The organism is Arthrobacter arabinosi, assembly GCF_054511115.1.
Map to the genome: position 1 here is coordinate 1 of NZ_JBTNDF010000012.1, position 26,952 is coordinate 26,952.

At 63.5% G+C, this 26,952-nt stretch carries 22 protein-coding genes; 12 read left to right on the plus strand and 10 right to left on the minus strand.

Features of this window, described 5'->3' with window-relative positions; translation table 11 throughout:
• Nucleotides 1-447 precede the first annotated feature (447 nt).
• The gene (locus tag ACX80P_RS16150; RefSeq protein WP_459279131.1) at nt 448-1,101 is read left to right on the plus strand and encodes a thioredoxin-like domain-containing protein; all 654 of its coding nucleotides are present in this window, start codon (nt 448-450) and stop codon (nt 1,099-1,101) included.
• A 149-nt stretch (nt 1,102-1,250) separates the two neighbouring features.
• On the opposite strand, the gene ACX80P_RS16155 is transcribed toward ACX80P_RS16150, so the two are convergent.
• The 3 genes from ACX80P_RS16155 to mobC all read right to left on the minus strand — a co-directional run bounded on the left by ACX80P_RS16155 (nt 1,251) and on the right by mobC (nt 4,022).
• Nucleotides 1,251-1,934 (minus strand): hypothetical protein, encoded by a 684-nt coding sequence (locus tag ACX80P_RS16155; protein WP_459279132.1) that lies wholly within the window; start codon nt 1,932-1,934, stop codon nt 1,251-1,253.
• 91 nt (nt 1,935-2,025) lie between these two features.
• Complete coding sequence (locus tag ACX80P_RS16160; protein ID WP_459279133.1) at nt 2,026-3,591, minus strand: relaxase/mobilization nuclease domain-containing protein; 1,566 nt, start codon at nt 3,589-3,591, stop codon at nt 2,026-2,028.
• Complete coding sequence (gene mobC / locus ACX80P_RS16165; protein WP_459279134.1) at nt 3,588-4,022, minus strand: MobC family plasmid mobilization relaxosome protein; 435 nt, start codon at nt 4,020-4,022, stop codon at nt 3,588-3,590. The genes ACX80P_RS16160 and mobC overlap by 4 nt, the downstream gene beginning before the upstream one ends.
• A gap of 414 nt (nt 4,023-4,436) precedes the next feature.
• On the opposite strand from mobC, the gene ACX80P_RS16170 reads away from it, so the two are divergent.
• Together ACX80P_RS16170 and ACX80P_RS16175 are read left to right on the plus strand one after the other, a co-directional pair.
• Nucleotides 4,437-4,658: a helix-turn-helix transcriptional regulator gene (locus ACX80P_RS16170; protein ID WP_459279135.1), complete on the plus strand. Its 222-nt coding sequence runs from the start codon at nt 4,437-4,439 to the stop codon at nt 4,656-4,658.
• A 49-nt stretch (nt 4,659-4,707) separates the two neighbouring features.
• Nucleotides 4,708-5,010, plus strand: coding sequence for a hypothetical protein (locus ACX80P_RS16175; RefSeq protein WP_459279136.1), 303 nt, complete (start codon nt 4,708-4,710; stop codon nt 5,008-5,010).
• A 62-nt stretch (nt 5,011-5,072) separates the two neighbouring features.
• Here the strand turns inward: ACX80P_RS16175 and ACX80P_RS16180 are convergent, their stop codons facing one another.
• The 4 genes from ACX80P_RS16180 to ACX80P_RS16195 all read right to left on the minus strand — a co-directional run bounded on the left by ACX80P_RS16180 (nt 5,073) and on the right by ACX80P_RS16195 (nt 12,263).
• On the minus strand, nt 5,073-9,983 hold the full coding sequence (locus tag ACX80P_RS16180) for a helicase-like domain-containing protein (RefSeq protein WP_459279137.1): 4,911 nt from the start codon (nt 9,981-9,983) through the stop codon (nt 5,073-5,075).
• Nucleotides 9,984-10,186: 203 nt separating this feature from the next.
• Nucleotides 10,187-10,594: a TnpV protein gene (locus ACX80P_RS16185; RefSeq protein ID WP_459279138.1), complete on the minus strand. Its 408-nt coding sequence runs from the start codon at nt 10,592-10,594 to the stop codon at nt 10,187-10,189.
• A 185-nt stretch (nt 10,595-10,779) separates the two neighbouring features.
• Nucleotides 10,780-11,424 carry a recombinase family protein gene (locus tag ACX80P_RS16190; protein WP_459279139.1) on the minus strand — a complete coding sequence of 215 codons (645 nt, stop codon included), beginning with the start codon at nt 11,422-11,424 and terminating at the stop codon, nt 10,780-10,782.
• Between the two features lie 206 nt (nt 11,425-11,630).
• The gene (locus tag ACX80P_RS16195; protein ID WP_459279140.1) at nt 11,631-12,263 is read right to left on the minus strand and encodes a methyltransferase family protein; all 633 of its coding nucleotides are present in this window, start codon (nt 12,261-12,263) and stop codon (nt 11,631-11,633) included.
• Between the two features lie 406 nt (nt 12,264-12,669).
• Here ACX80P_RS16195 and ACX80P_RS16200 point away from each other — a divergent pair, with 406 nt between their 5' ends.
• Nucleotides 12,670-13,458, plus strand: a complete 789-nt coding sequence (locus ACX80P_RS16200) for a DsbA family protein (RefSeq protein ID WP_459279141.1) — start codon at nt 12,670-12,672, stop codon at nt 13,456-13,458.
• Nucleotides 13,459-13,635: 177 nt separating this feature from the next.
• Here ACX80P_RS16200 and ACX80P_RS16205 read toward each other — a convergent pair whose 3' ends face one another.
• Nucleotides 13,636-14,265: a bile acid:sodium symporter gene (locus tag ACX80P_RS16205; RefSeq protein ID WP_459279142.1), complete on the minus strand. Its 630-nt coding sequence runs from the start codon at nt 14,263-14,265 to the stop codon at nt 13,636-13,638.
• 367 nt (nt 14,266-14,632) lie between these two features.
• Here ACX80P_RS16205 and ACX80P_RS16210 point away from each other — a divergent pair, with 367 nt between their 5' ends.
• From ACX80P_RS16210 to ACX80P_RS16245, 8 genes are all read left to right on the plus strand, one after another.
• Complete coding sequence (locus ACX80P_RS16210; RefSeq protein WP_459279143.1) at nt 14,633-15,403, plus strand: SDR family NAD(P)-dependent oxidoreductase; 771 nt, start codon at nt 14,633-14,635, stop codon at nt 15,401-15,403.
• Entirely contained in the window at nt 15,400-15,945 is a 546-nt protein-coding gene (locus tag ACX80P_RS16215; RefSeq protein ID WP_459279144.1) for a DUF6640 family protein, read from the plus strand. Before ACX80P_RS16210 ends, ACX80P_RS16215 begins: the two co-directional genes overlap by 4 nt.
• A gap of 302 nt (nt 15,946-16,247) precedes the next feature.
• Entirely contained in the window at nt 16,248-17,225 is a 978-nt protein-coding gene (locus ACX80P_RS16220) for an aldo/keto reductase (protein WP_459279145.1), read from the plus strand.
• A gap of 233 nt (nt 17,226-17,458) precedes the next feature.
• Nucleotides 17,459-17,836, plus strand: a complete 378-nt coding sequence (locus tag ACX80P_RS16225; RefSeq protein ID WP_459279146.1) for a MarR family winged helix-turn-helix transcriptional regulator — start codon at nt 17,459-17,461, stop codon at nt 17,834-17,836.
• Between the two features lie 56 nt (nt 17,837-17,892).
• Nucleotides 17,893-18,516, plus strand: coding sequence for a TetR/AcrR family transcriptional regulator (locus tag ACX80P_RS16230; protein ID WP_459279147.1), 624 nt, complete (start codon nt 17,893-17,895; stop codon nt 18,514-18,516).
• Nucleotides 18,513-20,165, plus strand: coding sequence for an MDR family MFS transporter (locus ACX80P_RS16235; RefSeq protein ID WP_459279148.1), 1,653 nt, complete (start codon nt 18,513-18,515; stop codon nt 20,163-20,165). Before ACX80P_RS16230 ends, ACX80P_RS16235 begins: the two co-directional genes overlap by 4 nt.
• Before the next feature lie 78 nt (nt 20,166-20,243).
• Nucleotides 20,244-20,873, plus strand: a complete 630-nt coding sequence (locus tag ACX80P_RS16240) for a TetR/AcrR family transcriptional regulator (RefSeq protein ID WP_459279149.1) — start codon at nt 20,244-20,246, stop codon at nt 20,871-20,873.
• A 55-nt stretch (nt 20,874-20,928) separates the two neighbouring features.
• Nucleotides 20,929-23,463 carry an MMPL family transporter gene (locus ACX80P_RS16245; protein WP_459279150.1) on the plus strand — a complete coding sequence of 845 codons (2,535 nt, stop codon included), beginning with the start codon at nt 20,929-20,931 and terminating at the stop codon, nt 23,461-23,463.
• Between the two features lie 191 nt (nt 23,464-23,654).
• Here ACX80P_RS16245 and ACX80P_RS16250 read toward each other — a convergent pair whose 3' ends face one another.
• Together ACX80P_RS16250 and ACX80P_RS16255 are read right to left on the minus strand one after the other, a co-directional pair.
• Nucleotides 23,655-25,229, minus strand: coding sequence for a sensor histidine kinase (locus ACX80P_RS16250; protein ID WP_459279151.1), 1,575 nt, complete (start codon nt 25,227-25,229; stop codon nt 23,655-23,657).
• Nucleotides 25,230-25,698: 469 nt separating this feature from the next.
• The gene (locus ACX80P_RS16255; protein ID WP_459279152.1) at nt 25,699-26,475 is read right to left on the minus strand and encodes a GVDTG sorting domain-containing protein; all 777 of its coding nucleotides are present in this window, start codon (nt 26,473-26,475) and stop codon (nt 25,699-25,701) included.
• Nucleotides 26,476-26,952: the final 477 nt, after the last annotated feature.

Genomic DNA, 26,952 nt, shown 5'->3' on the forward strand with positions numbered 1-26,952 from the left:
CGTCGTCCATCGAGGCAGCTGCAATGCGGGCCAGGGCGGCGACGTCGTCGAGCAGCGCGACGAGACCACCGCTCACAGTGCGTCCCCGCACTGCCCGAGGGCGCACTGCTGGGAGTAGATGCCATACATGAGGCGTGTGATCGGCATACACGGAGTATATGGCGGCTGGCAGCCCTCCATGGGGGAAGCCTGTGGTTGCCGAGACGCAATCCTCCGCTGCGTCTCGGCAATCAAGTCTCGGCATAGAAGTGAGCGGCGAAACTCATCTTCCGTGATGGATGTATGGCGGGTGTGAAAGGGCCGCACGGGGGTAGTCGAGTGATACATCCCCTGCGATTTTGACCGCCGTTTCACGGGTTGGATAAGCCCACCGGTACATTGGTTCAAGGCATACGGTTCAAGCTGCGGCCAGCGCCCGCAACGATTGACATACCGAAGGGCATTTTGTTGAACAAGAAACGGTCTCAGGAAAATCAGGACCGCCAGGCGCGGCTGGCCGCTATCCAAGCCCAGCAGCGTGCCAGTGAACGCAAGCGTAACGCTCTGATCTTCGGCGGCATCGGCGCGGTCATCTTGGCGATCATCATCGCGGTGACCCTCGTGATCGTGAACCAGGTCCAGGTGAACCGTGACCGGGAGGCAGCGGCCTCACAGCCCATCGAAGGCATCGAAGAATACCCCGACGTCACGTTCGACCACGTCGAGGGCGCGGTCCAGTACGAGCAGTCGCCCCCCGTGGGTGGGGACCATGCTCCGGTCTGGACCAACTGCGGCGTCTACACCGAGCCTGTCCCCGACGAGAACTCAGTCCACTCCATGGAGCACGGCGCCGTGTGGCTCATGTACAACCCGGACATTGGACAGGAAGAAATCGATCAACTGACCAGCCTCGTAGGAACGCGGTCCCACGTGCTGCTCAGCCCCGACCCCGACCTCGACACCCCAATCGCCGCCAGCGCATGGGGCCTGCAATTGAAGGTCGACTCCGCAGACGACGCGCGGCTCGGCACCTTCCTCGACAAATACATCCAGGGCGAGCAGACCCGCGAGCCCGGTGCAACCTGCTCCGGCGGCATCACGCCAGCGGGGCAGGCTTCCTAAAGCTCATCTGTTGCGTTTGGAGACCTTCGCACTACCACCTACCGACCGCTGACGAGCCCTAGCCCTTAGCCTCACTGGCACACCGGCTCAGACAAGCGACGACATTCTCCACATGAGACGCGGTTGGACAGCCTTTGTCCAGGGACGCCCTATCCGGATCCCTTGCCGAAGCCTTTCTCTCGGGCTGGCTTGTGGAGCGTCTTTGGTCGTCCTTGAAAGGGTCGCTTGGTGGTAGTGACCGATGCGGACGGTGGGGTGCCGTTGCTGAGGTCTGCAGCGAGGAAGGCTTCGACTCCTTCGCGTGCGGCGGGGTCGTTCCCGAACTGGGTCATCAGTGTGTCGGCCAGGGCTGCGCGGCGATCACCTGAGTCCCACAGCTCCTCCGCGTTCGCGGCCGCATTCTGGGTATCAACATCGTTCTGGAGGTCCCCGCGGGCGACCTCGCCTGATTGCTGCTCGGCGACCACGTAGTCGCGTTGAGCGTCCTTTTTCTCCGATGCCTGCTCCAGCTCGACGTCGTTTTCCCGGCCGCTTTTGTGTGCCTCGAGGTACTCCTCGGGGGTCAGCTTGTACCTGGTCTGGATCTCATCGTGCATGTGCTCGCGGGAGGCCAGAGCCATGGTGTCGAGCTTCTCCCACTGCTGCGCCATGGCGTAGTGCGAGGCGATGTCCTCGGGGCGTGCTGATTCCCAGAATTGCGGCTGGTGAACAGCCGCCAGCTGGGTGCGCATGACTGCTCGCTCAGCTTCGAATCGTTCCTCGAGTTGTCGGCGCTGCGCTTCCTCGGCCCGCTGCATCTGCTCGTTCCGTTCGGCGCGCTGGCGTGCCAGCATCTCTCCCAGTCGGCCGGCTACAGCCATTGCAGACTGCAGCTGAGGCCGGAACAGTCCTTCGGCTCCATCGGGTGCGTCGTGATTCATTCTTCTATCTCCCCATCTCTTGGTCATTACCCCTGTCATGCCCTTGGTGCTGCTTCACTCGAGGCGGCACCATGATCGTCGGCTGCGCTTCGGTCAATGGACGGACGGCCTTCGGCGTCATTCCTTCAGGTGCCGGCAGCTGAGGCTCTGTCACCTCCGGCAGGGGTGCTGCGACGATGGCGAGCTGCTGACGCACGCTGTCGGTCAGAACCCGGGCTTCACGGAGGTCATTGTTGCTGCGCTGCATGTCCCGCAGGACGCGGATGGTGCGCACGACCTGCTGCATGATGAGCGCCTGCGCAACCGGTGACGGTGCGGTCGCTGCGGCCATGAGGAACGCAGCTATACCGGTCATTCTCAGAGGCGCCTGTACGGGTGTGCTGATCGTGACACCGGAGCGGTGAGCGGAACGAGCGAGGGCCCGCGATGCCTGTGCAAGGGGTCCGGGTTCGGCTTCCGTGGCCTTCGACCAGGCGCCGAGGACACCGGATGTTTCCCGGGCCACGTGCGCCCACGTCTGGTGATCATCAGGGGCGACTGAGGACATGACCTTGCGAGCCTTGGCCATGTCGAGCGAGAGCTTCCGTGCGGCTTCCTCGTCGATCGCACGACCGAACACGGTCGTCGCACGAGGACCACGAAGCATATCCGGGGCCCGCCCGTGAACGATGCGCTGGTGGCGCTTGGCAGCCCACCATTCCTCTGCTGCTTCCTGGGACGCCTCCGGAGTATCGGACCACTCAGTGCGCAACGCTGGAAGGGTGAGATCCTTCGCCAGCTTCCCGCCACCGAACCACACCGGGTCCATACCCTTGGGTGGCCGTTCCGCGACGGAGTACCCGGTGACGACAGAGCGGCCACCGTCAGCGAAGCGGGCACTGACGAGCAGTTCCTGGCGGCGCAGCCGGCGCACGAACTCTGCCTCGGATTCGGAGGCGACAGCACTTGCCCTGACGACACGCTCCATACGGTGACGGGCCGGCTCGATGGTGTTCCCGGTACGGCGGTCGGTCAGCTGCTCGGCGGGCTTCAGACCGCGCTCGGAGTGCTGCCCCAGCTCGATCAGACCGAACTGCTTCTCGAGGTTCCGGGCGGCGGTCTGTGCCTTCGGGAAGTCCGACCAGTCGCTCCACTTCGTGCCGTCCTCACGGACGCGGGACGCGACGATGTGGATGTGATCGTTACCGGCAGTGCTCGTGCCGTGGTGCACGGCGACCCACTGGCAGGGCGCCTTGCCGTCATTACCGGTGAAGCCCATGTCGTCCATGAACTTCTCCGCCATATCCGCCCACTCGCGATCACTGACAGGCCGCTCATCGGCACGTAGCGACAGAGAGCAGTGCCAGACGTGCTGGTCCATTTCAACGTCATTGATCCGCTTGTTGAGGTCAATCTCCTGTGCCGCGAGGACCGCGGACTGATCGTTGAGCTGCGCATCTCCGAACCAGGCCATGATCGTCGGGCTACCGGCAACCAGGTGCGGGTCCGTGTGCTCGTTATTCTTACCCGGGCCGACCAGGTACTTCATCAGACCGACGGCCCGTGAGCCCTTCGTGATGTTCGGAATCACGGCTTCAACTCATACATCTTCGCCTCGATCTGACGCATCAGCTGGCGGGCCTCCTGCATCGCTGCAGCGGCATTGTCCTTGACCTCGCCGGTTGAGTTCGCATGGCGCGCAATCTGATTCATGTTGTTGGCCGCCGTTGCGATGAGACGACGAATCTCCAGCAGTGTCACGACTTCCTGCTTCTTCACCGTCAAGACAGCCGGGTCACCGGAACCGAGAGCGGCGTCGACGAGGATCGCGGACGGCGACAGACCTGTCTGAGCTTCCAGTTGCAGCAGCTGAGCCCGCTCCATCTCTGACATCGAGACCCGCACGTACACGGTCTTACCCTCGATGCGCTTGCGCCGGGAAGACCACACATGCCGCTTGCCGGCACTAGGAGGACGCGCAGCGGGCTCCTGCTCGTGGCTCTTGCTCCCCTGCTCAGACACTGCCAGCACTCCCCCGCTCTTGATCTTCAGCCCAGCGCAGCGCCCCTCCAACGGAGGCCCCACAGCCCAAGTGTGTCACCGCTCAGCCGCAGGCGCCAGCGGAATCCGAGTTTATGGCACATAAACGTATAGCTTGCTCCGCAGGTTGTCGCGAACGCGCTTCGCGGCGGGGTGTGCCGGGTGGGATGTTCAATCTTTCGAGAGACGCTTCGCGCCTGGATTGACCCTCACGGCTGCGCCGTTCCGTTTCGGCTTGTGAATGTACTGTCCGCCCTTCTCTTGGCAAGGCTCCGAGGACGGCTTTCGCGGCATATCCTCGCTTCGCTCCGGTATTCCACGGTCCGACCTCTCCACCTTGCCAATTCACTTCGCGTCCAAGTGATGACGGCGTTGCCGAAAGGAACGGGGGCAAAGATGAAAGAGGGACTCATGGTGGGCACGATGATGACACCAAAGGACGTGGCCGGGATGTACGGCGTCACAAGCCAGGAGCTAGCTCAATGGCGCCGAGCGAACATCGGACCGCCCTACTTCACACTGGGACGGAACACCGTCCGATACGACTCAGGGGACATCGAGGACTGGTTCAATGACCCGGCTAACGGGCGCCTCCACGACTACCCCGCGGGCCGGTAAGAGCCATGTCTCGTGACGCACGTCCGTGCACGACGTTAGGCTGATGAGCATGGCTACCATCGACCTCGAAACCACCAAGAACCAGGCACGTAAACTTCTCGACTCCCGCATCGAATCTGTCACCGATTTGGTGATCACCCGGAAGCGCGTAGACGAGCTGCGCGAGCAGCTCGCCGAAGCCGAACGTGAAGATAAGAAGGCGTACGTCCGAGCAACCAAGGACGGATGGAGCGAAGACGAACTGAAGAAGCTCGGCCTGGAGGCCGGCGGTGTTGCTAAGCGTCGCTCACGACGCTCTGCCAACCCTGAGGAAGCAGCTTCGCCAACCCCCAGCACTGCGGCGAACAGCTGACCCTAGACGACGAGAGGGCGGTCCCTACCCGGTAGGAACCGCCCTCTTTGTATGTGTGAACTCTAGCGTTCGAATCCACCCGACTGCTCAATATTCCGGCCCGGCAGATGGCTCGGCCGGGGTTGCGCTCCCGTTCTCTCAGCTGCCTGTCCGGGCTTCGGAGAGTTCGGGAAAGCCGTCCGCATATGGCGCTTCAGTTCCTCCAGTTCAGGGGTGAGCGTTGTCTGCGCAGCGTCTTCTCCACGCATCTCACGACTGATCCTCTCGACCTCCCACTTGGCCTTCTCCAGTGCCTCCGTGTGCTTGAACGGCTGCTTCAGCGCGTTCGCCGCGTCGCGGTACTCCTGCCGTGCTTCCTCCAGCTGCCGCTCACGCTTGACCACCTCATCAGGCAGGCGCGTGACTTGATTCTCGAGGCGCTGAATGACCCCCACAGTCGGGAACAGAGCATCGTTTCGTTTGAGCTCCACCGCGACGCCAGGCGCGCCCTCAATCTGCAACTCGACGCGGGATGCACCCATCTCAACCATGTTCGCTTGACCCTGCACGAACCTGATGTCGTGACCACCAATGGAGGCCATCACACCAAGGTCCTTCGACCCCTGGATAGGGGGTCGTCCTGCGGCGTTCCTGTCCGCCCACGTGCGTAGCGCTTCCACTGCGTCTGTGCGCTTGTCGACGGTCCTACCGTTGATGGTCATGCGGAACGCGTCGCCTCCAACATCGGGGGTTGTGCGTGCGGCGGCTTCCTTCAGCGCGGGCAATTCGGCGACCAACGCGCGACCTCGGACGAGTGAGCTGTCCTTACGGCGGGTGAGTGCTGCCTGGTTGCGGTGCCAAGCACGTTCGAGGCGCTGCAGGCGGGTCAGTTCCTGATCGGCTTTGGACTTCTCCAAGATCAAGGGGTTGCCGCTGGAGATGGCTTTGACCTCCGCGAAGGACAGGGTGCTGTCGCCTACGTCTTCGATCTCGCGGACGTCGAGGCGGCCGCGCATGATCTGGTCGATGAACTTGCTCTTGCGCTCCAGCGTCTGCCACATGAAGGTGTCAAACGATCCCTTGGTGACCACCTGTGAGATGGCCACCTCGGGGTTTTGGTTCCCCTGCCGGATGATGCGGCCGTGACGCTGGGAAACGTCGGCCGGCCGCCACGGCGCGTCGAGGTCAACCAGGTGCACGGCGCGAGCCTGCATGTTCGTACCCGTACCCATCTTCTGTGTCGATCCGATGAGCACGGCGACGTCTCCGGTCCGGCAGGCCTCGAAGAGCCGACCTTTCTCGGCGTCGTTCTTCGCCTCATGCGCGAAGCGCACCTTGTGCTCGGGCACGCCTCGCTGCACCAGGTCATCACGCAGCTGCCCGTACACGTTCCACTTGTCCGAGGGAGTGCCGAGGTCGCAGAACACGATCTGCAGGGCGCCCGGCGTCGGGTGCGGATCTTTCGTCTCCGGGTCAATGTAGACGCGGTCCTTGGTCTCCTCGTACACCTTGGCCACGAGGTCCGCCGTCGCACTGATCTTCGTGGCTCCGACGAGGGCGTCCAGCTCCAGATCGACCAGGCGCATGTCGAGGGCGGCTTTCCGTCCGTCGCTGGAAATCTTCAGCATGTTGTCCTCGGTCGGATCGACCAGACGTGCCTGGATCTTCTCGGCGCGGTCTGCGATGTCCGCGATGTACGCCTCGAGCTCGATGGACGGCTCAACGGTGACCATGCGGGGCAGACGCCTGCCGTCCTCGCGTTCCTCAATGTCGGGCACCGGCAGCTGCAGGTCCTCGGCGGTCTTCACGTCCGCGAAGGTGTGGAACATCTTCAGCAGCTCGGGCACGTTCTGGAACTTCGAGAACCGTTCCTTCATCTTGAAGCTGTCACCGCCGGCGACGGTCATCTCCATCTCGGTGACGACCTGCCCGAAGGTCGCAGCCCACGTGTCGAAGTCGTTGATGCCGGCCTTCTCCAACAGGTCAGGGCGCAGGTAGCGCTGCATCACGTACATCTCGGTGACACTGTTGGCGATCGGCGTCGCCGTAGCGCCGGTGATCACCCTGTCACCGTGGGTGTCGCGGAGGTACTCGACCTTGGAGTGCAGATCAGAGGCGCGGTTGGAGCCGTCAATCGCTGCGTCTTGAATGTTCGAGGCGGTCGAGAGGTTCTTGAAGTCGTGCAGCTCGTCCACGATGAGGTAGTCGATCCCGGTTTGCTCGAAGGTGAGCCCTGGGTCGATGGGGTGTTCGAGGAGACGTTTAATCTTCTCCTCCTGAGCTTGCAGCCGGCTCTCGAGCTTCTTGACGCTCATCGCCTTGCCGCCACTTGCGAGTGCACGCTCCTTTGCGGCCAGAATCTCCTGGCGCATGCGCTCAACCTCGCGGCCGCGGTACTGCGATTCCGATTCGGTCGACAACGGGATCCGCTCGAACGCGGTACGGGTCATGATGACCGCATCCCAGTCATTCGCGGCCGCCCGTGCAACGAACTGTCGGCGCTTGTCGCCGGCAAGGTCCGCCGACGACGCGGCAAGGATCTGCGCCTGGGGGTAGATCTGCAACCATTCGCGGGCGAACTGGTCGAGCATGTGGTTTGGCACCACGACAGCAGGTTTCCGTGCCATACCGAGTCGCCGTAGCTCCATCGACCCCATGACCATCTCGGCGGTCTTACCCGCCCCGACCTCGTGGAAGAGCCCCACGGATGGCTCGGAGATCATGCGAGCCACGGCGGCGCGCTGGTGCGGCCGAGGGTGCCAGTCCTTGACGAGCCCGGGCAGGGTGAGGCGTTCACCTTCGACGGTGTAGTCCCGCAGCACAAGCGAGTTGAACCTACGGTTGTATTCGTCGGTGAGGGCGATGGCGCGGTCTGCGTCCTCCCACACCCACTCCCCGAAACGGTCCTGCATCAGCTGGGCCTTCTCCTGCGCTGATGCCGTCTCGACAGGGTTAAGGATGCGGCGCTGGCTCTCCGGGTCGGGGTCCGGGTCGGTGACCTGGACTCTGCGTTGCTCGAGCAGGCACTTGAAGATTTCGCCCGCCGGCATCCGCTCGGTACCCCAGTCGTTGCGCACGGTGAAGCTGTGCCTGTTCGCCTGGACGTCCCAGTTCGCGCCGGTCACCCTGTCCACGCGTGCCTGCCGATCCCGCGTAATGGTCTGCAGGAACTCCTGGTGGATGTCGGCTGAGATCCAGATGGAGCCGATACGGGCCTCAATCTCATCCGCACCCAACGGCAGGGGCATAACTGCCTTCAGGTCCTCGACGTTGCGCAGGAACCGCTCATCCTCGGCCGCGGCGACGGTGGCGACGTCGAGCTTCTCCCGAATGTTGCCGCTGAGGTACTCGGCACGCGTCTCCATGACCCCGGGCTCACCGGGCACGTCGTAGACCAGCTCCCCCAGCGCGTCCCTAGCCGCTGCTGGGTCGACGCCGAGCAGATTGGCTATCTCGGTGAGGTCGACTTCACCTCGGGTGTCGAGGGTGACTGCAAGGGCCTCAGCCGGGGTGTCGACACCTCGAATGGGCTGGCGCGGCTGGACCTGGCGACCGCGCTGCAGGGCTGCCGGGGTCGCCGTCTGACTTACTTCATCGAACCGCTCCAAAGCAGGGACGATCGGCCCGAAGGGGTCGCTGCGCAGCAGCGCCACCGCCTTCGGCGTCAGCCTGGCCATGATGTCCTCACCGGCGTCATTGACCTTCCCGGTGCGGCGCTCAGTGAACCGGTTGATCGGGCCAAAGGAATCCACGTAGGCGCTGTAGGACTCGCGCAGGTTGGCGCGTTCGGCCTCGAGCTCCGGAGTGTCCTCCACGTTGCTCGCCTCGAGCGTGAGCACGGAGCGGGCGAGGTCGCGCAGCCGTAGCAGGGACCGCAGTTCGCGTGCCTGGGTCGCGGGGACCTTCAACGGGGCGATTGATCCGTCGACGTCGACCTGACGGAAGGTGCCGTCCGGTTCGGACATGATGTGCCCGACCTGGAGCTGCTTACCTGCAGGGACGATGGCTACAGACTCGATGACCTGCCCGGCCTGACGCTCTGCCACTCCCCTGCCGGCGTCGACGGCGGTCAGGGCAAGGTCCTGCAACTGGTTGTGCAGCTGCTCCGGTACGGCTGAGAGGTCTTCGTTGCGCACGGTGAGCGTCGCTGACCCGTACATGCCGTTACCCACCACGGGCTCACCCAGCACCCGCTGCGGGTTCTCAATGAAGTACGCATTCATCCGGGCCACGTCCTGGCCCGCGTCGAGCACCACATCCTGTGCGGCGCTACGCCCGGCGTCATCACCTGCGGACAGGACCCGCGATTCCAGCCATTGCGGGCTGAGCGGTTCCTCTCCCGGGAGTCGCTTGCGGAAAATCAGCACATCGGTGAGGGCATCGGTACCGGCGGCGCGGCGGTGCGCACCAGTCGGCAGGCGAACGGCTCCCAGCAGGTCAGCTGTCTCGTAAATTTCACGACGGGCTGCCGGGTTCTGGGCGTCCATCGTGAACGCGGACGAGATGACGCCGACGACACCACCGGGTCGGGTGAGGTCGAGGGACTTGATGATGAAGTGGTTGTGCATCGAGTGGTTGCCCGCGTTGTGTCGCGGGTCGTGCAGCCTGGTCTTGGCGAACGGGACGTTGCCAACGGCAGCGTCGAAGTAGCCAGTCGGCAGGCGCGTGTCAGCGAAGGACTCGGCGCGAATGTCAGCGTCAGGGTAGAGGGCCTGGGAGATACCCGCGGTGATCGGGTCCAACTCCACACCGGTCATAGTCGCGGTCTCAGGTGCGAGGCCGATGAAGGTGCCCGCACCTGATCCCGGTTCGAGCACGCGGCCACCCGAGAACCCCAGAGTGCCCAGGGTCTGCCATAGTTCCGTGGCGAGGGCGGGGTCTGTGTAGTGGGCGTTGATGACGGTCCGGTTCGCGGCCCGGTACTCGTCCTCGCTCAGCAGCTCACGCAGCTCGGCGCGGTCGGCTTCGTACTCGGTCCGGGTTTCATCGAACACCTCTGCCACACCTGTGGCGCCCCAGCTCCCCCACCGTGCCAGCACGGCACGCTCCTGTGCGGTGGCTGCCCGATCCTGGTCCTGCAGCTCGCGCAGGACACGCAGCGCAGCAACGTTGGCCCGGAAGCGCGCACGGGCACCGGACGGTGCAAGGTCGTCCTGGCGTACCGGAATGAAGCGTGAATCAGCTTCAGCTGAAGAAACTACCTCTGGTAGTTCTGATCCATCTCCTGATTCCGGTAGGCGTCCAGCAACTCCCTCTGCGTCTGTGCGATCTCCTTGAACGCTTCCCGGAGTTCCCTCCGCTGGCGATCCACCTCGTCCTCTTCCGTCTCGTCGTCGCCCTCCATCTCCATCACGTCCGGCGTCAACATCTCCGCCCGCACGATCTCCTCGGCCTGCATCCTCGAGGCGTTCAACCGGCCCACCTTCTGCAGGTACGTCTCGCCCTCCGGATCCGGTCCCGCGATCTGGTACTGCAACTCCCCTACCTGGTTCATCGCTTCCTCGCCCAGCTTCCGGAACCACTCCTCCGGATCCGGGATCAGGGCGTACTGCGACGGCGCGGTCATCTTCCACGTCTCCTGCGCGAACTTGCCGTACTTGTTCATCGAGAACCTCCTCTGGTGGTGCGAAAAGAAATGCGTCTAGGTCGAGAGTTGCTTGTCCATCAATCTGGTTGCGCTTGCGCGATCGCGCCATCGGGGTCCCCCTGGTGCCGGTGGAATACTGCCCCAACCGTATCTAGCGCCCGACCGATCATCAGGAAGGATTCACGGACATAAGCCTCAGTCCTCTAATCTCCACTGGTTTGACCCTTGTATCCGGTGCCGGCGAGTCCATCGGTGCGCAGCGCGCGGATGATCGTGGAGCGGTGAACCTTGAACCGCTTCGCGATGGCATCAACGGTGAGCTTCTCCTTCTCCCTGAGTCGTCGCGCTTCTACGACGTCGTGGGGTTGGAGGCGGGGCGGGCGGCCGCCCTTCCCTGTGGCGACGGCGAGGCCGGCCTTCGTCCGTTCCCGGATCAGCTCGCGTTCCATCTCCGCGACGCTAGCGATGATGTCGAACATCAGCCGGCCCGAAGAGGTGGTGGTGTCGATGCCCTCACCGAGGGATCGGAACATGACGCCTCGCTCGTGCAGTGAGTTCAGGAGTTCCACGAGTCCTCGGACCGTGCGGCCGAGCCGGTCGAGCTTGGTGACCACGAGTGTGTTGCCTGGCTGCAGTGCCCGCAGGCAACTCTCCAGCTCAGGAAGCGTCATCGTCGCGCCGGACTTCCCGTAGTCCGCGTAGACGTCGTAGCAACCGGCGTCGACCAGCTGGCGTGCCTGTGCCTCGAGGTTCTGGTCCGTGGTGGATACACGGGCGTATCCAATGAGGACGCGGTCCGGCACCAACCGCGGCTCCTCGACACCTTCAAGGCGTTCCGGTCGGTCCATGTGTCCTCCCCCAGTCCGGAGGGTCGCAGAATCCGTCTCACCCTCGCGTTATGACAGTACACGTTTCGCACTTGGTTAGAGAGCCAAAGTTCGGGGCAGTTTGAGTTGTGAGCTTCTTCGGAAGTGGCGGGGTTTCTCACGCGTAGTTGGCGGGGCTATGCCGTCTGTGGCGAGAGGCTCGTTGATTCTGGGATGCTGCGGGGTGGCTAGTGCGGTGCGGTATTGCTTGCCTGTGTGCGGCCGACGCCGGGCAGGAAGCGACCGACCTCTGCGGTGTAGCGGGCGTAGACGTGGTGGTGGGTTCGGTTCAGGTAGGGTTCTTCGACAATTCGGACCTGAATTTCCACGGCGAGGAACAGGCAGGCCAGGGCTATTGCGCTGATCAAGGTGGGAACCATGAATGCGATGCCGGTCATCGCCGTGAGCATGGCGGTGAAGATGGGATTACGGACCACGGCGAACAGGCCGGTGGTGACGAGGTCGGTGCGTTCGGTGGCGTCGACGCCGATGCGCCAGGAAGCGCCCATCCCACTTTGGGCGGCCAGTGTGCCCAGGAAGCCGATGATCGCGATGCAGGTTCCGGCCCAGGCGAGGCCGGGTAGCTGAGGCGGGACGACGACGTCGGCGAGGGCCAGGGCCGGACCTGCGGCGCCTAGCACGATGGCTGCGATGAATAGAATGCCACCCCACCACTCGATGGACCCGGGTGTTCCGCTGATGCCTTGGAAACCGGTGGACCCGGTTCTGCGCCGGTGGATCCAGGACCGGACTCCGAACGTGGTGATGACGCCGATTGCGTAGAGGACCAGCACGAGCAGTGATGTTGCCTGTAGGGACATGAGTGGCTTCGATTCCAGTGACTGCACGGGGTTGGGTGAGTTTACGGAGACGCTGGGGCGGTGGGCAGTGGCCTTAGGTGAAGACGTGGAGGAAGCGGAAGAACACGGACGCGGCGACAGCGATCCATGTCAGGACGATGATCGGTCCGACCCACGCCGCAAGTCCGCGGGTGAGGGCGGCGGGAGCGGGAATGACCCCGTGGACCGAGCGTTCGCATGACGGACCGGGGACACGTGGCCGGGAAGGGACGGAATTAGTTCACGATAGGCTGTATCTGATGTTGCCGCGCCGGCGACATCTCCGGTGCACAGTGCTCTGGGAACGACCTCACCTGTCTCGAGTTGCGCGGGCTGGGCGCCAAGCTCTTGTGCCGCGTCGAGGCTTGATCGGATAGGCAGACCTTGGATGAGTCCCTGGCAAGCGGCACTAATTCCTTTGGTCATCATCGCGGTTCTGGGTTCCATCGCCTTCTTCATCGGCTACCGGAATCTACTGTCCGACGAACGCGCCAATGATGCAGACCTGCCAGCCGCAGCTACACGGCGGCCAATCCGCGCTGCCGGTACACATGCTCAGGCACTCTCACCAGAGGAAGCTAGCGCCCGGCGCGAGGAACTGCGCGCCAAACTGGCCGCCACTGACAGGCTCACCATCCGGGCCCCGCAGGAACGAGCGATCCTCGTTCAGTTCATCGACATCACCGCGCCGGGGACGACGCCGATACAGGAGTTCCTGGTGGAACTACGCCAGGACTTTTCCGAGAGGATTACGTTTGTCGCCCGGCACTTCCCCTCGAGCGACCACGCGCACCTGGGAGCCGCCGCGCTCGAGGCAGCTGACCGTCAGGGTCATTTCGCCCCATTCCTCCAAGTCCTGACGACAAGGTCCGCCCCGACGGATCACAAAGCTGAGACAAGTCCGTCGGCGGTATCTGGCACACATGTCGCCGGCGTCCCGGACGGGGTGAACGAGTATGTACGGGTTGCGCGAGAACTCGGTCTCGACGAGGGGCAGTTCACCCGAGATATGGCTGATACCGCGACAGCAACCACTATCACTGCTGACCGCGCCGAAGCTACCCGTGCCGGTATCACCCGGGCTCCAGCTCTGGTCCTGCTCGATGACCAGAACCATAAGAACCTCACCTCACTGCAGGACTTCCGGCGCGCAGTCGAGGCCGTCGCCAACCTTTAGCTGGCGCGACTTCTTCGTCACAGTGCGGCCGCCGAATTCCCACCGAGCTGAAGAAGACGGCCTCGAGGCCGCTGCCCACACTAGGGACAGTTCTGATGGGTTATCCACCGCTACGACGGCTGGGAGCTAGCCGCATGGCTCCCTGAGTTCAGCCGTGGACAGCTCAGGTTGCGGCGTTCAAGCGACGCTGAAAGTGCGTATCGGGATGAGCTTGGGAAGTGCTTTGACGTAGGTGACCATGCCAATCAGCTCTACGAGGGTCTGAGTGACGACGACCAAAGCTACCAAGGACAAGGGTTCAGGTAACGCGAGGGCCAGGGGCAGGACGACGGGGGAGTTCCTGGTCGCCCCGCTGAACACCACGGCGGTGGTGCTGCCGGCATCCAGCCGCACAGTGCGGGATGCGAATATGCCGACGGGGACCATGATGATCAGGAATGCGACGTAGATCGGGATGACCGCGAGCAGTGAGCGCAGCTCATGTCCCACGTCGACGATCTGGGAACCGATGACGATCGCGAGGGTCAGCATCATCAAAGGGACCATCAGGTTCTGCATCAGCAGGGTGGTGTGCCGCGCCGCCTGCGCGCGCCGAGCCCACCGCTGGGTGAGGGCTGCTGCGACGAGGGGAATGATGATCAGCACGACCAGGGCCTCGACGAACGGGCCTGGCTCGATCGCCGACACGAGGTCCGGGCCGATGAAGATCAGCAGGTAAACCGGTAACAGCAGCATCTGCGTGAGCATCAGTAGCGGTGCTGCGGCGAGGAGCCGGTCGCTGGATCCGCCGGCCAGTCCTGAGAACACAATGACGTAGTCGGGGTGGCTTGTGAATTCGTCGAATATCAGACGCTAAGCCTGCGGCGTTTGGTAACGGGAAGGGCAACGCTCAGCTATGAACAGGTCCGGCCGCCAACACGTATGGTCGATCGTCTCTGGCGCATAGGGGTCTGAGGGGGATTGGTACGGGAATTTACGGTGAGGGGCTTGGTGGTCATTTTTTTGATGACGTCTGCCCGGGCTGGCCAGAGTCGGTCGCATGGTCGTCGGGTTGGGGTGTACCAGGGATGTTTTGGCCGCTCATGCTTGATTGTGTAGGGTCCGTGGACCAAGGGGGGTCAAGGCTTAAAGTGGTGGGGTTGGAGGGTTGGTGCGAGGGCTTGGAGGACCATTGATGGCAGCAAAACAGGATCTGGTGGGCGTGCGGGTGCTCGTCACCGGTGGGACAAGCGGCCTTGGACTCGCTATGGTCAGGGCGTTGGCCGGTGCGGGCGCTCGTGTCGCTTTGACGGGCAGGACGGCCCAGGGGGTCGGGGAGGCGGCGTCAGGGGTTCCAGGGGCGGTCGGGTTTGTCGCGGACGTCCGCGATCAGGCGTCCGTGGTTGGTGCCGTTGATGCCGCGTGGGACGCTTTTGGCGGGATCGACGTGCTGGTCAACAATGCGGGTCTGGGTATGAAGACAGTCAACCCGGACTTCATGGCACGGCCGCAGGGCTTCTGGGACGTACCGGTCGAGGGTTTCCGCGCTGTGATCGAGACCAACCTCACCGGCTATTTCTTGATGGCACGGGAAATCACGCCCAGGATGCTGGCCGCCGGGCATGGACGGATCGTGAACATCACGATGAATCATTCCACGATGAACCGTAAGGGCTTCGTCCCCTATGGGCCTTCCCGCGCCGGTGCTGAAGCTCTTTCCCGAATCATGGCCGCGGACCTGGCCGACACGGGAATCAGAGTCAATATGCTTTTGCCTGGTGGGGCGACCCAGACTGGGATGCTGCCCTCCGGGACGGAGCTGCCCGCGTCATTGCAGCTGCTCGACCCGGAGGTGATGGCAGCACCGGTGGTGTGGCTGGCTTCAAAGGAGGCCGCGGACGTCCACGACGAGCGGATCATCGCCACCGAGTTCGACGCGTGGCGCAGCCAGCGTCTGAGCGCATGACTCCGGAGCGCGGGGGCAGCCCGTTCAATGGTGTCAGGGACAAATACCGTGAGCCGATGACCTGTCCGCCGGTGGTGTCCAGCCCGGCGAAGGCTTCCGGACTGAGGGGCGGGTCTGCAGGTCGGAAGATCCTCAACTTTGTGGCTGGTGTCACCGCTGTGGGCGGGTTCGCGGCCGATTGGAATAGAACCCATTTGTTCAATCCGAACTGGTCGCCGCACGCGAAGTTCCACGACGCGCAAACGATTGCTGTTGGGTCGCTGTTGGGGGTGGGTGGCCTGTACGTGTTGAACCGGAAGGGCCCGGCGCTGCAGCGAGACACCGCACTCGGGGCGTTGCTGCCTGCATTTTTCTGGGCGTCGATGGGTGCGGCGTTCGGGTTTCCTGGCGCTGAGGGCTTGCAGTCCGAATTCCCTGAGGTAGTCCCGCGGGTCCGGGGGGTGTGGATCGATGAGCGGTTCGGCAGTGCTGTAATGCTGGGGTTGATCGCTGTGGGTTATGGCCTGGACCGCCGGTCGCAATCCGGCCAGGCTCCCCGGTAGTCGACCGGTACTCAGGGGCCCTTGAGGGCCTATTACAACGACGCCCTGAACTCAATATTCGTCCGGGCGGCGCCCGCTGGTGCTGGCCGCGGCCGTATCACTGACCCGTGTAATGGAGGAGCTTGGGGGCACTGTGTCCAGCACCTTGTGGCTTTCGCGCACCTGCGGCCGCGTTTGCCGGTACTCGTTCCTCACCGCCCACGCGACAAGCGTTGAGTCGGGGTTGAGTCGGGTGGACGAATAATTTCCGGTCCGGCGGGGTTAGGTCCTAAGTCAGTACATTCAACAGGAGGACGGTCGCTATGAAGCATGTCACGTTGGGTTCTGCAGGGCTTGAGGTTTCCCGTCTGGGTCTTGGGTGCATGGGCATGTCGGCTTTTTATACGGGTAGTGGCACCAATGAGTCCGAGTCGGTCGCCACGATCCACCGGGCCCTGGATCTGGGCGTCACGTTCTTCGACACCGCTGAGATGTACGGGCCCTACGCCAATGAGGAACTTCTGGGCCGCGCCCTGGGCTCGAGGCGCTCGGACGTAGTGGTCGCCACCAAGTTCGGCACGATCTCCCACCGCGCCGATGATGCCTTCGGACTGGATGGAAGCGCCGAGAACGTGCGGTTGTCGGTGGAAGGTTCACTGAAGCGGTTGAACACCGATTACATCGATCTGTACTACCAGCACCGGATGGACCCGGCCACCCCTGTGGAGGAAACCATGGGGGCTTTGGCTGAACTGGTCCAGGAGGGCAAGATCCGTCATATCGGGCTCTCCGAGGCCGCTCCGGACACGGTCCGCCGCGCTCATGCAGTTCACCCGGTGGCGGCACTGCAGACGGAGTACTCGTTGTGGTCGCGGGACCCGGAACAGCAGATCCTGCCGACGGTGCGGGAACTGGGCATCGGTTTCGTGCCGTACTCCCCGCTGGGGCGTGGCTTCCTCACCGGCACCATCCGCTCCGTGGATCAGTTGGACGAGGACGACTTCCGCCGCAACAACCCCCGCTTCGCCGGGGAGAACCTGCAGCACAACATCGGGATCGTGGAGCAGGTGGACGCGGTGGCCGCCGAACTGGGCGTCAAGCCCGGGCAGGTGGCCCTGGCGTGGTTGCTGGCCCAGGGCGATGACATCGCCCCGATCCCCGGCACCAAGCGGGTGGCGTACCTGGAGGAGAACACCGCCGCGGACGCGATCGAGCTCACCGCCGCGCATCTGGCGGCACTCGACGAGGTGGCTGCTCCTGCAGGGGATCGTTACGAGGACATGTCCACGGTCAACCGCTGACTCTCATGCGGCACGAGGGCGCACCCCCGCCCGCAGGACCCACAGGGCCTGCAGCACCCGTGCCCCCAGGAAAAGACTGCGGGCTCCCCGGTCCCGGGCGGGTCTCTGAGCATCCTGCTACCGTCGATGCCGCTCTGAAGACCGCTGTTGAGGTGCTGGAGCGAGAGCTGACTCTGCTCTGGCGGAGGGAGCAGGCCATGTCCCACCGGACATCCGGTCAAACATCCGGTCGGGTGTCCGGCGGGACGCCTGCGGGTTTGGGGCCGGCGGCGTATGGGCTGCTGAGCGTCCTTCGGCGGGAGGGTCCCCTGCGGTTAACCGATATCGCAGCGATCCTGGGACTGGGCAAGGCATCGCTGAGCCGGCAGATCACGGCGCTGGAACACCTCGGCCTTGTCCGACGTCAAATGGACCCGCTTGATGCCCGTGCCCGGACGATCACCCTGACGGGTACCGGCATCAGCCGGCTGGAGTCTGTTCAGCAAGCCCGCGCGCAGGCTTTCCGCAGGCTCCTGGCCGACTGGGACATTGAGGACCTGACCGCCCTCACCGATCTGGTGTCCCGGTTGAACTCCACCCACATCCGGGGCAAGCCCTCCCTGCACACCTAGCACCAACATCCACGCCGTTCATTTGTGCATAGGTTGCATTAATGTAAAAATAAGGGATGCCTGAAACCCTCCCCGTACCCCTGCGTGAGCGCAGGCGGGCTGAGACCTGGGCGGAGATCCACGAGGCGGCTGCATTGCTGGCGGTGGAGGGTGGGATCGGACACACCACGATCGAGGCCATAGCGGGTAGGGCCGGGGTGTCACCGCGGACGTTCTTCAATTACTTCCGCAGTAAGGAAGACGCTGTGCTGGGGCTGCGCGAGCCGTCCCTGGACCCTGAATTGCTGTCGGGTCTGTCCCTTGAGCGGGACCTTTTGGGCCAGGTGTCCCGCTTGCTGTTGACGGTCGCGCAGACGGTACTTGGCAGCACGGACGCGGCCAGGCGTCAGCGCCTGATGAAAGACCAGCCCCATCTGCGCCAGCGCCAGATGGAATACATGATCAAAGCCGAAGACCTGGTGCGCCGGGGACTGTCCGAGTGGCTGGTAGAGAACCCCGACTGGTCCGGCAGCACGGGGTTCAGCGCTGAAGAGATTTCCCGGATGCTCGTCATGGTCGGCGGCGTCCCGGTCCGGTTCACCCTGACAGCTCCGGGTCACACACCCGGCGCGGGCCTCACCGCGGAGGACATTGCCCCCGCGATAACTCTCCTTCACCACCTGCAAAGGAACCTTTCATGAGTACCGCCCCCGCCCACAGAGCCAAACCCAATGAAGGGAAGCAGCACATCGTTCTGCTTTTCGTCGGCCTGATGCTCTCTATGCTGCTGGCAGCCCTGAACCAGACGGTCCTGAGTACCGCCCTGCCCACGATCGTCGGGGACCTCAACGGTGTTGACCAGATGCTGTGGGTGATCACCGCGTTCATCCTCGCCTCGACCATCACGATGCCGGTGTACGGCAAGCTCGGTGACCTGATGGGCCGCAAAGAGCTGCTCATGGCCGCCATCGTGCTGTTCATGGCAGGGTCCGTCGTGGGAGCCCTGGCCGGGAACATGGAAGTACTCATCACCGCCCGTGTCATCCAGGGCTTGGGTGGTGGCGGCCTGATGATCCTGTCCCAGGCGATCATCGCCGACGTCGTTCCGGCCCGGGAACGCGGTAAATACATGGGCGTCATGGGCGGAGTTTTTGCTATTTCCTCCGTCGCCGGCCCGCTCCTGGGCGGCTGGTTCACCGAGGGCCCCGGGTGGAGGTGGGTGTTCTGGATCAACATTCCGCTGGGCCTGCTGGCCCTGGCCGGGGCTGCGTTCTTCCTGAAACTCCCCCGGCGCGCCGGGAAGCCGCGCCTGGATCTGGGCGGCATGGTGCTCATCGCCATCGCGACGACCTGCCTGGTGCTGTTCGCCACCTGGGGCGGGAGTAAGTACGAGTGGACCGACCCGATCACTCTGGCCCTGATCGTCGGCACCATCCTGGCAGCGGTGGCCTTCGTCCTCGTGGAGCGGCGCACGGCCGAGCCGATCATTCCCCTGCACCTGTTCAAGGACCGCAACTTCAACCTCACGACCATCGCGGGCCTGCTGATCGGCGTGACGATGTTCGGAGCCATCGGCTACCTCCCGACCTACCTGCAGATGGCCTTCAGCGTCAACGCCACCGAATCCGGGCTGCTGATGATCCCGATGATGGGCGCCCTGCTGGTCGCCTCGGTCGTGTCGGGCCAGCTGGTATCCAAAACCGGACGGTACAAATGGATGCCGATCGCCGGCAGCATCATCGTTGCCGTAGCTCTGGTACTGCTGTCCACCCTCACACCGGAACAGCCCCTGTGGGAGATCTGCGCCTACCTGGCCGTCATGGGCCTCGGGTTGGGCCTGAACATGCAAATCCTGGTCCTGATCGTGCAGAACTCCTTCCCCCTCAGCCAGGTCGGAACAGCCACCGCGTCGAACAACTTCTTCCGCCAGATCGGCGCGACCCTCGGATCAGCGGTCGTCGGCAGCCTTTTCGCCAGCCGCCTGCAGGACCTGCTCATGGAACGACTCCCGGCAGCCGCCGGGAACGGCGCCGGTGCGTCCAACTCGCTGACACCGGCACTGGTCAACACCCTGCCGGCACCGGTCAAGGACGCGATCATTTCCTCCTACAACGACGCCCTGACACCGATCTTCATCTGGATGGTCCCCCTGGCACTGCTCGCCACCGTGCTGCTGTTCTTCGTCAAGGAAAAACCACTGGCCACCGGCATCGAACACGACATCCTCCCCGAGTCGATTTCCGAAGGCAACATCCTGATCGCCGCTGACGAGGACAACAACACCGACACCAACGCCGACAACAGCACCGAAACCGATGTCCCTGCCGAGCGTGTCCGCGCCGGGCGGTAGCCTCAACCATCATTCGTTGGTCACTACGCCGTACGGGAGGGTTTGCACTGTGCGCAAATCCTCCCGTACGCTGTTTTCATGAGTGGTTCTTCAGGCGGGCTCCGCTCCGTCCAGTCCGGATGGGAAACGAACAAAGCCGCGACCCGGGCCACGATTGTGGAGACGGCGATGGATCTTGTGCGGGTGAAGGGACCTGCCGGGTTAACCGTGGATGACATCGCCGCGGGTGCCGGGGTATCACGGCGTACGTTCTTCAATTACTTCCCCAGTCGTGAGGCGGCCCTGGTGGTCAGCATCGAGGACTTCCTGGACCATGCGGCGGACCAGTTCCTGTCCCGCCCGGCGCAGGAGCCGCTGCTTGAATCGATGTATGAGGTGCTGATTGCCCTGGCGGACCCGATTCATCTGGCCGCGATGACCGAGGTGTATGGCCTGGCTGGGACTGATGCGCAGATGAACCGGTTCCAGCTCCAAGGGTGGGAGAGCTGCGCTGACCGGCTGATCGCCGCTATCAGTCAGCGCCCCGGAGCCGACTCCGATCCGCTGTATGCCAGTGCCTTGGTCGGCTCTGTGCTCTCGTCCGGGAAGGCCGCGCTAGCTCAGTGGTACGGCCGTACCGGCGGTGATGTGACCGAGGAGTCTTTGAAGCTGTTGCGTCAGCTCCTGGTCGACGTGGTCGGATACCTGCGCCACGGCTTCACCCGATGATCCACCTCTTTTACCAGAACTTTTACCAGAACTTTTATCAGAACGGCTGACATTCATGGCATCTCTGCTTTATCACCTGGGCCGGCTGGCCTACCGGCGCCGTTGGTTGGTCCTGGCTTTGTGGACGGCGGTGGTGCTGGGCACCGGTGGCGCTGCGGTGGCGTTCCACGGCACGATGAGCAACAACTTCAGCATTCCGGGTACCGAGAGCCAGCGTGTCCTGGATCAGCTCGAAGAGGAGCTGCCCGAAGCAGCTGGCGGCAGTGGTGCCGTGGTCTTCGACGCCGGTTCGGGTAGTTTCACGCCCGCCCAGGAACAGGCCATCGCGGATGCGCTGGAACGGTTGAGCGATGTCCCCGAGATCCAGTCAGCGGCCAACCCCTTCGAGCTGCAGAACCAGATCGACGATGGGGCAGTCCAGTTGGCCGAGGGCAAGGCCCAGCTGGAGGCAGCCAAAGCACAGATCACTGAGGGCCGTCAGCAGCTGGATGCCCAGCAGGCGCAGTTGGATGCTGCTGCGGCAGCCGGGTCCCCCGGCATAGACCAGGCCCTCGCCCAGTTGGGGGCGGCCCGTGAAGAGCTGGAAGCCGGCGCGAGCGAAATCGCCGCCAATGAGGAAGCTCTGGCACTGGGCCAGCGGAAGCTTGATGCCTCAGCCGGCACCCGGACCGTCTCGGAGGATGGAACAACGGCTGTCACACAGGTCCAGTTCACCGAATCGATTTACGAAGTAGCGCCCGAAGTCCGTGAAGAAGTGAAGGACATCCTCACGGAGCCATCCGCCTCGGGGGTCGAGGTCTATCTGAGCCAGAGCATCACCCAGGATGTCTCCGAAGTCCTCGGCGCCGCGGAAATCATCGGCGTCGGCGTCGCGGCCCTGGTCCTGATTATCATGCTCGGAACCCTGGTCGCCGCCGGCTTGCCGCTGCTGATGGCCATCATCGGTGTGGCCGTCGGGGTCGGCGGGACCTTCGCGCTCTCCGGCGTGATCGAAATGGCGTCCGTGTCGGTCTTTCTGGCTCTGATGCTCGGACTCGCTGTCGGCATCGATTATTCGCTCTTCATCGTCAATAGGCACCGGACTCAGCTGCTGCACGGCATGGCCATGGAGGAATCCGTGGCCCGGGCCACGGGAACGTCAGGGAATTCGGTGTTGTTCGCCGGGCTGACCGTCGTCATCGCCCTGGCCGCCCTGGCCGTTCCCGGCCTTCCCTTCCTGACCATCATGGGTCTGGCAGGTGCCGGTACCGTGGCGCTGGCCGTGCTCGTCGCCCTGACCCTGACTCCTGCGATGCTGGGATTCATCGGAACCCGGATCGTGTCCAAACGCGCCTGGGACAAGGCGCGCGCCGTCAACGCCGCCGCGGCCGAGAAGGCTGCCCTTGGCGGGATGTCGGCTGAAGCCGTGGAAGAAGCAGCCGATCAGGAACACAGCCGCCATGGCTGGGGCGCGTTCGTGACCCGTCACCCCATCATCGTCTTGAGCGTGACGGTCCTGGCTCTGGCCATCACCGCGCTTCCAGCCGCGCAGCTCCGGGTAGCCCTGCCCGATGGAGGCACCGAACCGGTGAACTCCGACGCCTATAAGGCGTACACCGCCCTCGGTGAGTCCTTCGGTGAAGGCGTCAACGGTCCCATCATTGCCGTCGGGGAACTTCCGGCAGGCCTCAGTGACGCCGAGTCGGAGGAACTGCAGTACGACGTCGCTGACCGTCTCCGGGAGGTCGACAACGTGACCGCAGCCCTGCCCGCCCTCGTCAGCGAGGATGGGCGGACCGCGATCTTCCAGGTGATCCCGGCGGAGGGACCAGCCAGTGCCAGTACCGAACAAGCCGTCGCCGATCTGCGCAGCGCCGCCGCGGACATCGAAACGGACACCGGGGTGAGCATCGGCCTGACCGGTCAGACAGCAGCCAACATTGACGTCTCCGAGAAACTGTTCAACGCCCTACCCCTATACCTGGGCGTCGTCATCGGGCTCTCACTGGTGCTGCTGCTGCTGGTCTTCCGCTCCATCCTGGTCCCGCTGCTGGCAACTGGCGGGTTCCTGCTCTCCATGGCAGCGACCTTCGGCGCCATCGTCGCCATCTACCAATGGGGCTGGTTCGGGGAAATCTTCGGGGTCCACAACCCCTCCGCGGTCCTGAGCTTCCTGCCGATCATCCTCATCGGTGTGCTATTCGGCCTGGCCATGGATTACCAGGTATTCCTGGTCTCGGGCATGCGCGAGTCCCACATCCACGGAGAAGATGCCCGCAGCGCCGTCCGGACCGGCTTCAGCCATGGTGCGCGCGTCGTCACCGCCGCGGCGATCATCATGACAGCGGTCTTCGCAGGGTTCATTTTCTCCGGACTGACCATGGTCCGTCCCATCGGATTCAGCCTGTCCTTCGGTGTCCTGGTCGACGCATTCCTGATCCGGATGACAATCATCCCCGCCGCGATGCACCTCCTCGCCGAGAAAGCTTGGTGGATTCCCCGCTGGCTGGACCGCATCCTGCCCGATGTCGACGTCGAAGGCGCCAAACTCCCAGCCCCTCCTACCCCCACCGGGCCTTCCGCCCCGGATCTGGTCAGCGCCCGCGACTGACACAATCCCCGGTGCCGGCCCCACCATGCCGGCACTGGGGGCACCATGATCGACAGGGAGCGACACACGCGGTCATCGGATGAACGCACATCCAGGCCGCAGAACTCGAGCCTGTCACAGTCATGAACACACTTCTTGTGAGCTGCTGCAACTGTTCCCACTGCACCACACAGTAATTCGCGGACCTCGGCCTAGACCGATGAGGGAAGCCTGACCGTGAACGTAGAACCGTGACCGGGCTCGCTCGTGCAGAAAATTTCCCCCTGATGGCCTTCGATGATCGCTCTGGTGATGGAGAGCCCGAGCCCTGTTCCCGGAACCGACGAAGCCATTGCCGACCTGGTCCGGAAAAACTTCTCGAACACCCGTTCCGCGTCCAGTGCCGACATCCCCACGCCGGTGTCTCTGACACTTAAGGTGAGTTGCCCATCTTCGGTTCGCGCCTCCACAGCGACCGCACCACCTTCGCCGGTGTACTTGATGGCATTGGAGAGCAGGTTATCGAGCACCTGGCTCATCCGCAGCGGATCAGCGTACGTCCACAACGGCGCTGGCACATCGGTGCTGATCTTCACCCCAGCCTCGGCCGCCTGCAGCGACACCGATACGATCACCGAGTCGATGAGGCCCGCGATGTCCATCGTGCGTGGATGCGTTGTCATCGCGGCTGAGGTCGATAGCAACAGATCGGAAACCATCTCCGTGAGACGCTCAGCTGACCGGTGCGCGATATCGACATGATGGGAAACCTCTTGTAGCTCATGAGCGTCCTGAGCGAGCTCGAGATTACCCAGGATGGACGTCAAAGGCGCCCGCAGCTCATGTGACACCGTAGCGATGATGTCGTCCTTAGCCGTTACCGCCTCCACAAGATTCGTGACATCGCTATAGGCAACTACGGCCCCCGCGAACTCCCCAGACTCGGCGTTCATGCTTCGCGCCGCGGTGGACAAAGCCCGTGCACCTTCTCCTTCACCGGCCCACACGTAGTAATCAGCGAACGTTTCCCCGCGGATAGCCCGGGTGGCCGGCATCCTATCCATCGGCAACAAAGTCCTACGGTCCTGCCCATACAACATCATCGAGCGGCCGTTGACATCTGATCCTGGGACGGACTCCTCAAAGACCTTTTGCTGCCTGTTGCGCAGGACTATCTGACCCGTTGCATCAACGACCATGACGCCGACATCGATGGTATCCAGGACGGCTTTGAGGAGTTTCTCGTTTTTTTCGCTGGACTCAAGCAGTTGTAGCAGTTCCGCGTCCTTTCGTTCCAGCTTCCGCTGCTGAAGGAACAGGGTCGCGGTCACGAAGCGCACCGTGAACGCCACCGCGAACAGCATCAGCGCTACCAGTACCGTCGTGGTCATTTGGGTCGCCGTGACCTGCAGTGATCCCAAGAGCAAGGGTGCCAATCCCAGCACCAACGGCACGACGAAGCTGATGAGCATTATGAGTCTGGGAAAACGGCCAGAAGCCGCCAGCCAAATCACCGGGAAGATCAACAGGATGCTCAGCCCTGGAAGGAACTCTGCAGCCCCGAGACGCGAAAGAGCCAGAGCAACCACATCCCCTGCCGGGATACTCAGCGTCGCAATCGACGGCAGACGTTTCCACGGAACCACCCAACACGCCACGAACAACAGCGAATGAACCAGCAACGAGACCTGGAACAACCCTTCATTTAGCAGCCCAGGCCACGCAGCAGGCACAGCCAAAGCCACACACCCGATGATGACTGTCAGCGGCAACTGGACCAGCACCATCCGAGTCCTCAGCGTTAGGCCTTCGAGATATGAAAGCCCCGGGGACTCTGCCTCCCTAAACATCGCAAGAAGGAAAGGGGAAGACAGCGCGCTGCAGCAAGGGATCGTGCCAAGGAGAGACCATGGGTTCATTATTACCGCTACCACCGCAGGAAGAGCGACATAGAAACCAAGCCAGTGGTTCCGCGTAGCTGCCCCGTCTGCACGGCTTTCCGCTCGTGAACTGGATATCGATGACGGGGCCGATGCCTCCAAACATCTGCGCGAGGGCGGGAACCGGGAGAAATCTAGCGGGTTCCACTCCTCCCTGCATGCGCTCCGTCACTGAGTAGATGACCAGCACAACCGTCCGAACCGCAGCAGTGCGATCAACGCACGAACGCCGCCCACCCCATAAAGGTGAGCGGCGTCCGCGGTCGTACTTCCAGGATCAGACTCGGTGTCGCAATCTAGCCCTTTGAGGACCTACTCAGGCCTTAGTGGCCGTGCGGCGGACCATGTAGGTACCGCCAGCTGCTGCGGCGAGGACGAGGCCACCACCGAGGACGATCATGCCGGCGTTGGTGCTGCCGGTTTCCTGGGCGACACCGGTGTCGGCTCCGCCTTCGGGCATGGCGCCCATCTGAGTGGCGATGAGCGTGCCGCACAGTGCCGGCGACGTCGCGCCGAGCGGCAGATCCGGGTTCAGGTCGCTCGGGGAGGAAAAGACCTCGGTCGAGACGCCTGCGGTCGCGGGATCCAGGCCGTGGACGACGACGACAGCGGTCCCGGACTCCAGCGATGCCTTCGTGGCGGCGTCGAGCGTGATCTCGCGCTGGACACTGTAGGTGCCGCCCTGGCCGCCGAGCTCGAGGTTCAGACCCTCGGCAGGGGTCGTGGCACCGCTGGTGGTCAGCGTGGTCTGGATGCCTCCGTACCCGCCGGCGCCTTCGGTGACGCTGATGATGCCGTCAGCGTTGGTGTCGTTGGCCGGGGTCGGGCAGACACCCTTGGCGCCGCCGTGGATGTGCTGGACGTGCGGGTACGGTCCGTCCATGAAGGTCTCGGCGAGACCGGAGACCTGCAGGTTGACCATGGCCTTGTCGCCGGTGACGTCGACGGTGATCGTGCCGGTGCCCGTGGTGCCGTTGAGCTGGTCCAGGGTCGAGGAGTAGGAAGCGTCCGCTGCCATGGCGGATCCGCCGGACAGGGCCAGGGCGCCGAGGGCGAGGGTCGGGACTGCGAGAAGCCGCATGCTGTTCTTCATGAGATGAGTCCTTTGCTGTGCGAGTGAGACGCACACAACTTATCAGTGTGCTTACCGTGATTCGGATAGCTTCTGCAAAGAGATGGGCACCGATTCTCTAACATTCGTACAATCGGCCCTGAAAGGTGACCCGTTCGGGTCGCATGCTAACCCGCATGGCTAGTGCGTTCCTGTCCCGGGGCAACGTGCTCGAGCAGTTCCACGACACCCCAGGATGTGCGTGCGAGCCATGCCTGGCTCATCGGTGATCACCCGGCAGCCTGCAGCGCGGGGACCTGGTTCTTGAACGCTTCCCCGGATAGGGGCCACCCATGGATAAGGACCGCGGGACGCCCGTCCCCACCGGTGTCATCCACATGCAGGTGGTGTTCTTGAACAGACAGTGATGAGCGACGATCTCCAGTTGTGCCCCGCATAGTGGTGTAGCGCGGTTGCCCGGGTCGTCATGGTGATGGACATGGACGCGGCCACCGCGTG